At 60.5% G+C, this 13662-nt stretch carries 12 protein-coding genes; 6 read left to right on the top strand and 6 right to left on the bottom strand.

Going from position 1 to position 13662, the window contains the following annotated elements; all coding sequences use genetic code 11:
* Window positions 1–73: 73 nt before the first annotated feature.
* Window positions 74–1027: a DMT family transporter gene (locus tag DevBK_RS13015; protein ID WP_317185765.1), complete on the bottom strand. Its 954-nt coding sequence runs from the start codon at window positions 1025–1027 to the stop codon at window positions 74–76.
* A gap of 240 nt (window positions 1028–1267) precedes the next feature.
* Complete coding sequence (locus tag DevBK_RS13010; RefSeq protein WP_317185764.1) at window positions 1268–2197, bottom strand: tyrosine recombinase XerC; 930 nt, start codon at window positions 2195–2197, stop codon at window positions 1268–1270.
* A 129-nt stretch (window positions 2198–2326) separates the two neighbouring features.
* Between DevBK_RS13010 and DevBK_RS13005 the strand changes: the two genes are divergently transcribed.
* From DevBK_RS13005 to DevBK_RS12980, 6 genes are all read left to right on the top strand, one after another.
* Window positions 2327–4495, top strand: coding sequence for a primosomal protein N' (locus DevBK_RS13005; protein WP_317185763.1), 2169 nt, complete (start codon window positions 2327–2329; stop codon window positions 4493–4495).
* A 209-nt stretch (window positions 4496–4704) separates the two neighbouring features.
* Window positions 4705–5292: a F0F1 ATP synthase subunit delta gene (locus DevBK_RS13000; protein ID WP_061908369.1), complete on the top strand. Its 588-nt coding sequence runs from the start codon at window positions 4705–4707 to the stop codon at window positions 5290–5292.
* On the top strand, window positions 5292–6827 hold the full coding sequence (gene atpA / locus DevBK_RS12995; RefSeq protein ID WP_317185762.1) for a F0F1 ATP synthase subunit alpha: 1536 nt from the start codon (window positions 5292–5294) through the stop codon (window positions 6825–6827). The genes DevBK_RS13000 and atpA overlap by 1 nt, the downstream gene beginning before the upstream one ends.
* Window positions 6828–6849: 22 nt before the next feature.
* Window positions 6850–7740 carry a F0F1 ATP synthase subunit gamma gene (locus tag DevBK_RS12990; RefSeq protein WP_317185761.1) on the top strand — a complete coding sequence of 297 codons (891 nt, stop codon included), beginning with the start codon at window positions 6850–6852 and terminating at the stop codon, window positions 7738–7740.
* A gap of 21 nt (window positions 7741–7761) precedes the next feature.
* Window positions 7762–9201, top strand: a complete 1440-nt coding sequence (gene atpD, locus DevBK_RS12985) for a F0F1 ATP synthase subunit beta (RefSeq protein ID WP_061908366.1) — start codon at window positions 7762–7764, stop codon at window positions 9199–9201.
* Between the two features lie 84 nt (window positions 9202–9285).
* Window positions 9286–9708 (top strand): F0F1 ATP synthase subunit epsilon, encoded by a 423-nt coding sequence (locus tag DevBK_RS12980; RefSeq protein WP_317185760.1) that lies wholly within the window; start codon window positions 9286–9288, stop codon window positions 9706–9708.
* A 50-nt stretch (window positions 9709–9758) separates the two neighbouring features.
* On the opposite strand, the gene DevBK_RS12975 is transcribed toward DevBK_RS12980, so the two are convergent.
* The 4 genes from DevBK_RS12975 to DevBK_RS12960 all read right to left on the bottom strand — a co-directional run bounded on the left by DevBK_RS12975 (window position 9759) and on the right by DevBK_RS12960 (window position 13657).
* Window positions 9759–10445: an aspartate/glutamate racemase family protein gene (locus tag DevBK_RS12975; RefSeq protein ID WP_317185759.1), complete on the bottom strand. Its 687-nt coding sequence runs from the start codon at window positions 10443–10445 to the stop codon at window positions 9759–9761.
* Between the two features lie 3 nt (window positions 10446–10448).
* Window positions 10449–10985 carry an RNA pyrophosphohydrolase gene (locus tag DevBK_RS12970; protein WP_317185758.1) on the bottom strand — a complete coding sequence of 179 codons (537 nt, stop codon included), beginning with the start codon at window positions 10983–10985 and terminating at the stop codon, window positions 10449–10451.
* 48 nt (window positions 10986–11033) lie between these two features.
* Window positions 11034–12143 (bottom strand): divergent polysaccharide deacetylase family protein, encoded by a 1110-nt coding sequence (locus tag DevBK_RS12965; RefSeq protein WP_317185757.1) that lies wholly within the window; start codon window positions 12141–12143, stop codon window positions 11034–11036.
* 113 nt (window positions 12144–12256) lie between these two features.
* Window positions 12257–13657, bottom strand: a complete 1401-nt coding sequence (locus tag DevBK_RS12960; RefSeq protein ID WP_317185756.1) for a S41 family peptidase — start codon at window positions 13655–13657, stop codon at window positions 12257–12259.
* Window positions 13658–13662: the final 5 nt, after the last annotated feature.

The raw sequence follows: 13662 nt of genomic DNA, 5'->3' as shown, positions 1-13662 counted from the left end.
TCCCTTCCAATTTTGCATCACGGTTGTGAGAACAGATTATAGCCTCTTTACGGCGGCCAGAAGTACAAATGCGCTAATTGCCTGATGCGCGGCTCTTTCTGTCTGTCCGCGCGAAGAGCCATGAGCCCAAAAGCACGAGCGCCGTCCCGATCGCATGCACCCAGGTAAAGGGCTCGCCAAGCACAAAGACAGCGAGAACAATAGTAACGATTGGACCGAAGGATGCGGTGGACGATGTCGCCCGCGCCCCGATCCGCGCAATGCCGCCATTGAGAAGAAACGAGGGGAGGACGGTGCCGAAAATCCCCAGCGTCAGGCCGAGCGCCCAAAGGGTTGGGGTGATGCTGAAATAGTTGCCAATTCCGTCGACCACGGCGCTTTGAGTGATGGCGAGCACGGCCGCCGTCGACATGCCGATGCAGGTAAAGAGCCCCGTGCCCAGCACAAGCATCTGCCGCTTGGCGAGGTGTTGATAGAAGGCAAAGGTCAGCGCCGAACCCAAGACCAGCATGGTGCCGATGAAAAGCCCATCGGGCTGCACTGCAAGGTTCCAGGCAAAGATCACCAGGAGGCCGCCATAGCTGACGAGCATGGCCGGCACGAGCTTCCAGTTCATCCGATCGCCAAAGAACCAGACGCCGAAAAGCAGCACAAAGAACGGATAGGTGAAGAGCACCAGCCGCTCATATTGCGCGGAGACGAAAGCAAGCCCGGCAAAATCGAGATAGCTCGAGAGATAATAGCCGAGCGCCCCGACACCCATGGCGCCCGCCGTCCGACCACGTGTCAGCAAACTCTTGAGCTGCGGATTGCGCTTGAGCAGCACCATGAGAATAACGAGATAGACGGGGAGGGCCGTCAGCATCCGCAGCGCCAAAGTGGTCTCGACCGAAGCCCCTTGGGCAAAGGCGAGCTTGATGAAGACACCCTTGGTCGAAAATAGCGCTGCGCCGGCAAAGGCGAGGCCATAGCCGAACAGATCTATCCCCGGTTGGGGCGTGTCGCTGGAAGATGGGATGCTCGTCATCCGAAGGGGCTTTCTTAAGTGCCGCCCCTCGTATCCACCGGATCACCGCTCGGGGCGGGCCGGTTGAAACCAAATGCTGAACGTCAGCCTTCGGTCCTGGCCCAGATGGAGCCAAGAATAAGAAGGTTCGCGAAAAAGATCGGCTGATGTGACGTCATGTCCGTCTCATAATCCTGCCATTGGCGGCTGTCAAAGATAACGTGATGGTACCCAAACCACAGCCGAAAGAGGCCTGCTGCACTAGCCGCGCGGGTGGGCCTTGGCATAGCTTTCCATCAAGCGCTCGGTATCGACGGCGGTATAAATCTGCGTCGTCGAGAGGCTGGCGTGACCCAAAAGCTCCTGAATCGCGCGCAAATCCCCGCCTTTTCCGAGGAGGTGCGTCGCAAAAGAGTGGCGCAGCGCATGTGGGGTCGCCGAAGGCGGCAGGCCGAGCGCCGAGCGCAGTTGCTGCATGCGCAACTGGATGATTCTGGGCGACAAAACCCCACCTTTCTTGCCACGGAACAGCGGGTCTTCTTCCCAGAGTTTATAAGGACTTAGCTGCAAATAGGTCTCAATCGCCTGCCGCACCGGAGCAATCAATGGCACCATGCGGATCTTGCCGCCCTTACCCGTCACGCGCAGCACTTCGGCCTCAAGATCGCCTTTGGTCAGCGCCAAAGCCTCGGCGATACGCAGTCCAGCGCCATAGCAGAGCGAAATCACCGCCATGTCGCGCGCTGCGATCCAGGGTTCCTCTTCCATTTCGTCAACGCCGGTAATGGTTTGCTTGGCCTCAACCACTGTCAAAGCCTTGGGCAGCGACTTCGGAATCTTTGGGGTCCGGATGGCGTTGAAGGCCTCTGTCGCGAGAATGTTTTCCCGTTCGAGAAAGCCAAAAAAGTTCTTGAGCGACGACAGCACCCGCGCGAGAGACCGCGAGCCAAGGCTTTCCTCCCGGCGCTGCGCCATGAAGGAACGGATATCGGCAGCTCTTAATTCCTTAAGCGATTGCAAGGTGATAGCGCCGCCCATATGCCCAGACAAAAAACTCATGAACTGCCCGACATCGCGGCCGTAGGCTTCTAGGGTCTTGGGGGCGAGCCGTTTGACGGAGCCGAGTTCGCGCATCCAGGCGGCGATCTGGGCTTGGATGAAGGCATCGGTGGCAAAGGCGCTATCGGTCATGACTTGAACTTATCCTCCGCGCGCAAACAGAGTGTAAAGTGTCGCCTCACGCGTCTCGTGATCCCGGTGCTCTAGCCGAATCGCTCGCCCTTCCTATCTAAGGGAAAAGAGAACGGAACGCGCACAAACATGTATGGGCCCGGTGACATCGTTGCAGTGATGGTGGGGGTGGCCGTAGAGGGCCCCTATTCCTATCGCGTGCCCGCCAATATGAGCGTAACGCGCGGTACGGTTGTCGGCGTGCCTCTCGGTCCCCGCCTGACGCTCGGCGTCGTTTGGGGCAAGCCGAATGACGAAATCGGCCATAACCGATTGCGAAATATAGAGTTTTCGTTCGAGGTGCCGCCGCTCTCAGAAGAGCTTTTGCGGCTCGTCGAATGGGTAGCACGCTATACGCTGGCCGCGCCCGGCCAAGTTCTGCGCGGCGTGTTGCGCTCACCCGAAGCGCTCGATGCGCCCAAACCAGTCATCGCCTATCGCCGTACCGGCATGGAGCCCGAAAAGCTGACGCCCGCGCGTCTTCGCGTGCTCGATACGCTCACCGACGACATGGCCTGGCCGAAGGCCGCATTGGTCGGCGCTAGTGGTGTGTCGACCTCCGTGCTCGATGGACTCGAACGCGCCGGAGCCTTGGAAAAGCTGGAGATTCCGGCGCCGCCCGTGGTCTTTCCGCCCGATCCCGACGCTGCGCCCTCGGCGCTCAACCCCGAACAACAGGCCGCGCTCGACCGCATTCTCGGCCTCGATCCCAAGCGTTTTGGCGTCGCCCTTCTCGATGGCGTCACCGGCGGCGGCAAGACCGAAGTATTCTTCGAAGCCGTGGCCGATACGCTCCGCGCCGGGCGCCAGGCCTTGATTTTGCTGCCGGAAATCGCCCTCACCAATACGTTTATCGACCGCTTCACCCGGCGCTTCGGCACCAAGCCCGCCGAATGGCATTCAGACATGACCCCGGTGCAACGCGCCAAGGTTTGGCGTGGCGTGCTCGATGGCACCGTCCGCGCCGTCGTCGGCGCCCGTTCCGCGCTCTTCCTGCCCTTCCGCGAGCTCGGCCTTCTCGTCCTCGATGAAGAGCATGACGGCGCCTATAAGCAATCCGAAGGCTTTACTTATCACGCCCGCGACATGGCGATCGTCCGCGCCCAGTTTTCCGAGGCGCGGGTGGTGCTCTCATCAGCGACGCCGTCCGTCGAATCGCGCAACAATGCCAATACTGGCCGCTATGCCCATGTGCGGCTCGAGAGCCGCTTTGCCGAAGCAGCAATGCCGGACATCACAGCGCTCGATATGAGGACAGATGGCCCGGAAAAGGGAAGTTGGATTGCGCCTTCCTTAGCGCGCGAAGTATTTGCGGCGCTTGATCGCGGCGAACAAGCGCTGCTGTTCCTCAACCGTCGCGGCTATGCCCCGCTCACCCTCTGTAATGCCTGCGGCCACCAATACAAATGCCCGGACTGCTGCGCCTGGATGGTCGAGCATCGCTTCCGCGGCGTCCTCATGTGCCACCATTGCGGCCACGAAACCCGCACGCCAAAGCATTGCGGCGAGTGCGGAGAAGTCGACAGCCTCGTCCCCGTCGGTCCCGGCATCGAGCGCGTTGCCGAGGAAGCGGCCATCCGTTTCCCCGATGCGCGCCGCGTGCTGCTTTCGACCGATATGGGTAGCCATGCTCAGTTGCGCGAGCGCTTCGCCGAAGTCGAGCGCGGCGAATATGATCTCATCATCGGCACCCAGCTCGTTTCCAAGGGCCACCACTTCGAAAAGCTCTCGGTCGTCGGCGTGCTCGACGCCGATCTCGGGCTAGCGCACGGCGACCCCCGGGCCGCCGAGCGCACCTTTCAAATCCTCACTCAGGTTGCCGGTCGCGCCGGCCGTGCCAGCCGCCACGGCAAGGCATTCTTGCAGACCTATCATCCCGATCACCCGGTGATGAAAGCCATGGTCTCGGGCGACCGCGAAGCCTTTTACGCCCAGGAAATCCTGGCCCGTGAAGCTGGCGGCATGCCGCCCTTCGGCCGTCTCGCCGCGCTCATTGTCTCTGCCAGCGTACACGATCATGCGATGAATTTTTCACGAACGCTGCTGTCCGCTGCGCCAATGGCTGATGGTGTAAAACTCTTCGGACCGGCCGATGCGCCCGTCTCGATGATCCGTGGCCGCTATCGGGTAAGGCTTCTGGCCCAATCTGGTAGGGACTTTGATCTTTCCGGCTATGTCCGCTTCTGGCTTTCGAGTGCCGAAAAACCCAAAGGCGACCTCAAGATTCAGATCGATATCGACCCGATGAGCTTCATGTAAACGCGCCGCAAATGGCTCGACTTCTATCGCTTGGGATAAGTGCGACATTTTCACCGCCGGTGAATCACGTAACCCAGCCTTGCACGGGCCGCTTGGCTTGTGTTAGAGCGAGCCCGACTTGTAGGGGAGTGGCTAGGATCAGTCCGGCCAAAGCCCCGTTCCCGGACACGTCCGAAGCGTAATAGGTCATCCCGGCTCGATACCCGAGGATGGCAACACAAGAGGGTGAAGCGACATTGGCAGCGCAGAATTCACTGCTTTCCCAGATTGCGCGGCCATATGCGTCGGCGCTGTTCGATCTCGCCCAGAGCGAGAATCAACTGGCATCGGTCGAAACCGGCCTTTCTGATATTTCCCGCCTGATTGGCGAAAGCGACGATTTTTCGCGCTACCTGCGGTCTCCGGTGATCTCGGGCGACGTCAAGGCGTCTGCCCTTGATGCGATCCTGGGCAAGGCCCAGGTCAATCCGCTCGTGGCTAATTTTCTGCGCCTTGTTGCCAAGAACGGCCGTCTGTTCGCGCTCGATGCCATCATCGTTGGCTTCCGCGAACTGGCCGCTGCAGCGCGCGGTGAAACGACTGCCGAAGTGACCTCGGCAACGCCCCTGACGGCCGAACAGGCCAATGCCCTGAGCGAAACGCTCAAGGCAAAGCTGGGTAAGACCGTCACGCTCAACCAATTCGTCGATCCCTCGCTGATCGGTGGCCTTCAGGTGAAGGTCGGCAGCCAGATGATCGATTCATCAATCAAGACAAAGCTCGCTGCGATGAAAATCGCCATGAAAGAGGTCGGATAATGGACATCAAAGCCGCGGAAATTTCTGCGATCCTCAAGGACCAGATCAAGAATTTCGGCCAGGAAGCCCAGGTTTCGGAAGTCGGTCAGGTGCTGTCCGTCGGTGACGGCATTGCCCGCGTCTACGGCCTCGACAAGGTTCAGGCTGGTGAACTCGTCGAGTTCCCAGGTGGCATCAAGGGCATGGCGCTCAACCTTGAAAACGACAATGTCGGCGTCGTGATCTTCGGCAACGACCGTTCCATCAAGGAAGGCGATGTCGTCAAGCGCACCGGCTCGATCGTGGACACCCCGGTCGGTCCTGGCCTTCTCGGCCGCGTGGTCGATGGTCTCGGCAACCCGATCGACGGCAAGGGCCCGATCGAGCACACCGAACGCCGCCGCGTCGACGTCAAGGCTCCCGGCATTCTGCCGCGCAAGTCGGTTCACGAACCGATGTCGACCGGCCTCAAGGCTATCGACGCACTGATCCCGATCGGCCGTGGCCAGCGCGAGCTCGTCATCGGTGACCGCCAGACCGGCAAGACCGCGATCATTCTCGATACCTTCCTCAACCAGAAGCCGGCACACGATGCCAATGCTTCGGACACCGACAAGCTGTTCTGCATCTATGTCGCCGTTGGCCAGAAGCGTTCGACCGTTGCTCAGTTCGTGCGTCAGCTCGAAGAATCGGGTGCTCTGCCCTATTCGATCGTGATCGCCGCTACCGCTTCCGATCCAGCACCGCTCCAGTACATCGCGCCCTTCACCGGCTGCGCGATCGGCGAGTGGTTCCGCGACAATGGCAAGCATGCCGTTATCGCCTATGACGATTTGACCAAGCAGGCCGTTGCCTACCGTCAGATGTCGCTGCTGCTGCGCCGTCCGCCGGGCCGCGAAGCCTATCCGGGCGACGTGTTCTATCTCCACAGCCGTCTGCTCGAACGCGCTGCCAAGATGAACGAAGATCATGGTCTTGGTTCGTTGACCGCTCTGCCGGTTATCGAAACCCAGGCAAACGACGTGTCGGCCTATATCCCGACCAACGTGATCTCGATCACCGACGGCCAGATCTTCCTCGAAACCAACCTGTTCTTCCAGGGCATCCGTCCTGCCGTGAACGTTGGTCTCTCCGTGTCGCGCGTTGGCGGCTCGGCTCAGATCAAGGCGATGAAGCAGGTTGCCGGCTCGCTCAAGGGTGAACTGTCGCAGTATCGTGAAATGGCTGCCTTCGCGCAGTTCGGTTCCGATCTCGACGCCTCGACCCAGCGCCTGCTCAACCGCGGTGCACGCCTGACGGAACTCCTCAAGCAGCCCCAGTTCTCGCCGCTCAAGACGGAAGAACAGGTTGCGGTGATCTTTGCCGGTGGCCAGGGCTATCTCGATACCGTTCCGGTCAACAAGGTCCAGGATTTCGAAAAGCACGTGCTCTCGAACCTGCGGTCCAAGCACGCTGACCTGTTGAAGACCATTGCTGCTGAAAAGCAGCTGAGCGACGACACCCGTGCCAAGCTGAAGTCGGCTCTTGACGATATCAAGAAGACCTACTCGGCCTGAGCTCTGAAGGAGACGACAGGCAATGCCGTCGCTAAAGGATCTTAAGAACCGGATCGACTCGGTCAAGTCGACGCAGAAGATCACCAAGGCCATGCAGATGGTCGCGGCGGCTAAGCTCCGTCGCGCCCAGGATGCTGCCGAAGCTGCACGTCCCTATGCCGAGCGCATGGGTGCGGTGTTGGCCAGCCTTGCTGCAGTCTATGATGGTCAGACGGATGCGCCTGTTCTCCTCGCCGGTAACGGCCGGGATCAGGTTCACCTTCTGGTCGTGGCAACGGGCGAACGCGGTCTGGCGGGTGGGTTTAACTCCTCCATTGCCCGTCTGGCGCGCGATCATGCCAACAAGCTTCTGGCGCAGGGCAAGACCGTCAAGTTCCTGACGGTTGGCCGCAAGGGTCACGATATCCTCAAGCGCCAGTTTGCGGACAAGATCGTCGAGACCGTCAGCTATCGCGAAGTCAAGAATATCGGCTTTGCGCAGGCGAACGAGATCAGCCAAAAAGTGCAGGCCATGTTCGCTGCCGGCGAATTTGACGTGGCAACGCTTTTCTTTGCCAAGTTCAACTCGGTGATCAGCCAAGTGCCGACTGCCGTGCAGATCATCCCGGCAAAAATCGAGCGTGTCGAGGGCGAAGGCGCCTTGGTCAACAACTCGGCTGTGATCTACGAATACGAGCCTAACGAAGAAGCCATCGTCGAAGACCTGCTGCCGCGCAATGTGAGCGTGCAGGTGTTCCGCGCCATGCTTGAAAACAGTGCTTCGTTCTACGGTGCGCAGATGTCCGCAATGGACAATGCGACGCGGAACGCGGGCGAAATGATCGGCAAGCTGCAGCTGAGCTACAACCGCCAGCGTCAGGCCCAGATCACCAAAGAACTCATCGAAATCATTTCGGGCGCGGAAGCGCTCTAACCCATCAGCGAGGACGAACAAATGGCAGAACAGAAGGCCGGTCGCGTTTCGCAGGTCATTGGCGCCGTCGTTGACGTGGTGTTCGACGATCACCTGCCCGCCATCCTGAACGCGCTTGAAACCAACAACAATGGCCAACGCCTGGTTCTGGAAGTTGCCCAGCACCTCGGCGAAAACGCCGTGCGCACGATCGCCATGGACACGACCGAAGGTCTGGTTCGCGGCGCCGAAGTGATCGATCTCGGCAGCGCGATTTCCGTGCCTGTCGGCGAAGAAACGCTCGGCCGCATCATGAACGTCATCGGCGAGCCGATCGACGAAGCTGGCCCGATCACGAGCACCGAAAAGCGCGAAATCCACCAGGACGCTCCGGCATTCGCCGAGCAGAACCCGGAATCGCAGGTTCTCGTCACCGGGATCAAGGTCGTCGACCTCATCGCTCCCTATGCACGCGGCGGCAAGATCGGCCTCATGGGCGGCGCCGGCGTTGGCAAGACCGTTCTGATCCAGGAACTGATCAACAACGTCGCCAAGGCGCACGGTGGTTACTCTGTGTTCGCAGGCGTCGGTGAACGCACCCGCGAAGGCAACGATCTATACTACGAAATGATCGAATCGGGCGTGAACAAGGATCCGCATGAGAACGGTGGCTCGGCCGCCGGCTCCAAGTGCGCCCTCGTCTTCGGCCAGATGAATGAGCCCCCGGGCGCGCGTGCTCGCGTTGCTCTGACCGGTCTCACGATCGCTGAAAACTTCCGCGACCAGGGCCAGGACGTGCTGTTCTTCGTGGACAACATCTTCCGCTTCACCCAGGCCGGTGCTGAAATGTCGGCACTTCTCGGGCGCATTCCTTCCGCCGTGGGTTACCAGCCAACGCTGGCAACCGACATGGGCGCGATGCAGGAACGCATCACGACGACGAACAAGGGTTCGATCACCTCTGTGCAGGCCGTGTACGTTCCCGCCGACGACTTGACCGACCCTGCGCCGGCAACCTCGTTCGCCCACTTCGACGCCGTGACCGTTCTCAACCGCGCTATCTCGGAAAAGGGCATCTACCCGGCCGTTGATCCGCTGGCATCGAACTCGCGTATTCTCGACGCGAACGTTGTCGGCCAGGACCACTACCAGGTTGCCCGTGACGTGCAGGCGATCCTTCAGAAGTACAAGGCTCTGCAGGACATCATCGCCATCCTCGGCATGGACGAGCTCTCCGAAGAAGACAAGCTGACCGTGGCCCGCGCCCGCAAGATCGAGCGCTTCATGTCCCAGCCCTTCGACGTGGCCGAAGTCTTCACCGGTTCGCCCGGCGTCTTCGTCCAGCTCGCCGACACCATCAAGGGCTTCCAGGGGCTCGTTAAGGGTGACTACGATCACTTGCCCGAAGCTGCCTTCTACATGGTCGGCACCATCGAAGATGCCGTCAAGAAGGCGCAGAAGTTGGCCGCCCAGGCCGCCTAATCTTTGCCACTTGGGTCCGTCGTCCGCGACGGACCCAGCGCTAAGCCCGGTCTTTCGGGTTTTCTCCGCTAAGGGACCAAAAATATGGCTGAAGGCCTCAAGATCGAGATCGTTTCGCCCGAGCGTCTCCTCGTTTCGCAGACCGTCAATTCGGTTACCGTTCCGGGTACGGAAGGCTATTTCACGGTCATGGCTGACCATGCGCCCTTCATGACGACACTGCGGGCCGGTTTCATCACCGTCAACAGCGATGGCAAAAGCGAGATCTTCTTTGTGCGCGGCGGCTTTGCCGACGTGTCGCCGGATGGCCTTACCATTCTGGCTGAAGAATCGGTGCCGTTCTCCGAATTTGACCGCGCAGACCTCCAGACCCAGATCGCGGCAGCGCAGGGCGAACTCACCCGGGCAGAAACGCCTGATGACAAGTCCTATGCCCAGCAGTTTGTCAGCGGCCTGTTGAACCTCGCGCTTGAAGCCGAGCAGCTCAACGACACGCATATCCACTAAGTATTGTCTGATCTGGAATGACGAAGGCCGCCTCACGGGCGGCCTTTTTATTATTGCAGCGCTGCAGCCACCAAAGCCTTAGCGTGCAGGTCCGTCGTGTCAAAGACGGGCAGGGGACTGACCGCATCATCAATTAACATGCCGATCTCGGTGCAGCCCAGAATGACGGCTTCTGCCCCACGTGCGGCAAGCCTTGAAATCGCATCGACATAGATACGGCGTGACTCTTCGCGCACAATGCCGCGGCAGAGCTCGTCATAGATGATGCCGTTGAGATTAGTCCGATCCACTTCGGGAATGAGCGATTCAAGACCGCGGGCGCTCAGGCGATCGCGGTAAAAGCTCATCTCCATGGTGAAGCGCGTGCCAAGGAGACCAACCTTAGTGTAGCCGTCCGCAAGGAGAGCATCGGCTGTGGGATCAGCGATATGAACGAACGTGGCTTCGATCCCATCGAGCAGACGGTCAGCCACCACGTGCATGGTGTTGGTCGCCAGGCCCAGGATTTCTGAGCCTGCACCAACGAGGCGCTTGGCCGACAGGTTGAGCGCATCGCCTGCGTCGTCCCATTTCCCCGCAGACTGCATCTCGGCAATCGGCGCAAAATCGACGGAGTCAATCAGGACGGGCGCCGAATGAAGGCCGCCCCGGAGGCGCGCCGTTTCCTGGTTCAGTACGCGATAATAGTGGGCGGTCGATTCCCAGCTCATGCCGCCGATAAGGCCGATGGTTTTCATGGTTCAGACGTGGGTAAAGCGTTGCGGAATATCTGAAAAGGCTTCAACGACCTTCTCATAGGCGTCCCGTTTGAACGGCACGATGAGCGATGGTGTCTTGCTGAGCCGTTCCCAGCGCCAGGCGTTGAATTCGGGCTTGAATTTGCCGCCGCCGGGCGCATCGACGTCGATTTCACCGTCCGCGCCGGTAAAAGCAAAGGCGAACCAGCGCTGTCTCTGGCCGCGATACTTCCCTTTGAAACCTATCCCGAGCAGATCATCGGGCAGATCATAGTAAATCCACTCTGGCGCTTCGGCGATCAGGCTGACGGACGTGATATTGGTTTCTTCCTGAAGTTCGCGCAAAGCGGCGCGCAACGGATCCTCGCCCTGATCGATGCCGCCCTGGGGCATCTGCCATGCAAAGCCTTTGGCAGCCGACTGATCGGGATCGCCTTCGGATTTGCGATGCCCCACAAAGACATTGCCCATCGCGTTGAACACGGCGACGCCGACGCAGTCGCGATAGGGCATGGCTTCACGGTCAGGCAATTGGGACATGGTTTCGCAGTCTGTTTTGGGCACCGTGCCGGACAGGCGAGCGGCGCTTTATTGCATCAGCGCGCTGGCAGGCACCAGCGCAATACCCTTGCCATCAAGGCTCGCAGACCATTCGGAGATGGCCTGAATGGAAATGGGCAAGGCACTCACAATACCGATCGCACTTCCATTTTCCAACGCCTCCGTCTCAAGGCTGGCGAGCGCTGACAAAATAGATGTGCGGGCAGGGTTGGCATCGATCAAGAGGTTGGCCCGGGCAAAGGGCACTTTATTGGCATGGGCCAATTGCTCCGATACGGACCGGTTGGAGGAGCCATCGTCGATATAGCCGATGCCGCGCGCGCCGAGCTCTTCCATGATGGGGCCGAAATCACCGGCCGAAGCGGTGAAGCGCGCGCCCATATTGTTGATGACGCCGAAATAGCCACCAAAGCGGGCCATGAGCCAGAAAAGCTTGTCGAGATTTTCGCGCGGGGCCTCGCCCGTCAGGAGCGTATGCGGGCCTGGATCGCTTTGCGGAAAGTCGAAGGGCTCGAGAGGGACTTCGAGCATGACTTCATGGCCACCATTGCGCGCGGCGGCGACAGTATTGGCCAAGCCCTTGCCGTATGGCGCAAAGGCCAACGTCACGAAATCGGGCAATTGGCCAATGGCGTCGAGTGAGCCCTGCTCGTTGATGCCAAGCCCCGTCACAATCAGTGCGACGCGGGGACCATTGCCGACGCTGGCGGCATCGAAGGGGTGCCGATAAGCGGCATAGGGCGTCTCGCCCGTGCCGGACATGCGCGGGATCGGGCCATTGGCCGTTTCCTCGGAAAGATCAGGCACAATTCCGGATGCGTCAGGTGTTGCGCCGGTGGAAGCCGGCGATCCGGCAACCAAAGGCGCTGCACCCTCGGAGCCGTTGGCCGCGTATTGCTGGGGATCGGCTGTGATAGTGACAGGGCCCGTAGCTGCCGTATCTGCGACAGGATTTGCCGCCTTGTTATCGACAATGCCGACTTCCTGGCTCGGACGCCCACCCATGGGGTCGTCGACAAGGATCAGGCGCGCTGCAACACCGATGCCGATCAGCGCGATCAGCCCAAAGAGCGCGCGACCGATTGGCAGGCGCGGACGGGCCTTGGCCTCCTGCGCGCGTTGCTTGCGGCCTTTCAAGGGGGTGCTCAGATCATTGGCCATCGGCAGCCGGCCCTATAGGTCAGTGTCACAACGAAAAAGCGCGACGGCGAATCACGCCGTCGCGCTTTCAGTTTAGCATGGAGCGACCACTACTCCGCCTTTGGCGGATAGGCGGCGTTGGTCTCTCCGCCGTTGATCAGCTTGATCGCGTATTGAAGCTGAGCATCGTCGGCAGCTTCAGGCGGTACGTAGACGGACGAGCCGACCGTGCTTTCTTCCTGGCCTTCGATCTTGATGTGACCTGCAAGCCCGGCTTCACCGACGATCTCATCGCGGCCCTGGAGTTCTTCGGGCACAACCTGATGGATCTCGATATCGGGTGTGATCCCGAGCGCCTGGATCGAGCGGTTGTCCGGCGTGTAGTAGCGCGCCGTGGTGAGACGCATCGCGCCGTCGGGTCCGAGCGAGATGATCGACTGGACCGAGCCCTTGCCGAATGAACGGGTGCCGACAAGCGTCGCGCGCTTATGGTCCTGAAGAGCGCCGGCGACGATTTCCGAAGCCGAAGCCGAGCCGCCATTGATCAGGACGACCAGCGGCACATCGGCGAGCTGCGCATCGAGCGGATCGGGCTGGGCGTCATAACGGGCGCTCTCGGCCTCCGTCCGGCCGCGCGTCAGAACAACGGCACCCTGCTTGAGGAAGGCGTCTGCGACATAGACGGCCTGATCAACGAGACCGCCGGGATTGTTGCGCAGATCGAGAATGATGCCCTTTGGCGCCTTGCCGTCGCGTTCGGCATAGATGTCCTTGATGGCGTTTTCGATGCCGATATAGGCCTGGGCCGAGAAGCGCGAGAGACGCAGCACGGCAACATCGCCATCCATGCTCCAGCGCACGGCGCGCATGGCGATCGTAGCCCGGGTCAGGGTGAATTTGAGCGGATCGGTCACGCCTTCGCGCACCACGGTCACGGTGATATCCGTGCCGATCGGCCCGCGCATCTTGGCAACTGCCTCGTCGAGCGACAGGCCCTGGATCGAGGTGCCGTCGAGTTCGACGATAAAGTCATTGGCGAGAATACCGGCTTTGGCCGCAGGCGTTTCATCGATTGGAGAGATGACCTTGATGGCCCCTTCTTCCATGGTCACCTCGATGCCGAGGCCTCCGAATTCGCCCGATGTGTCTTCGCGCATCTCATCGTAATCAGCAGGCGGCAAATAGCCGGAATGCGGATCGAGCGAGGTGAGCATGCCCTGGATGGCGGCGCGGATCAGCTCCTGCTCATCCGGGGGATCGACATATTCGGCGCGGATACGGTCGAAAATCTCGCCAAAGAGATTCAGGTCCGAATAGACTTCCAGCGGGTCGCGCGGTTCTTTCTTGAGATCCTCGGGCGCCGGCGCAGGCTGTTCGCCACTGGGATTGGGTTGCTCCACCGGCGTTTCCGGCGCGGCGGGCGCAGGGGTCTGATCCTGTGCAAGCAGCCCGGCGGTCGGCACAAACAATGCCGCGCCAAGCAGGGCAGCGCGAAGGGTGGTCAAGCGCATGGAAT

The organism is Devosia sp. BK (assembly GCF_032907385.1).
Taxonomy (GTDB): Bacteria; Pseudomonadota; Alphaproteobacteria; order Rhizobiales; family Devosiaceae; genus Devosia.
This window is presented reverse-complemented; position numbering and strand designations above follow the sequence as displayed.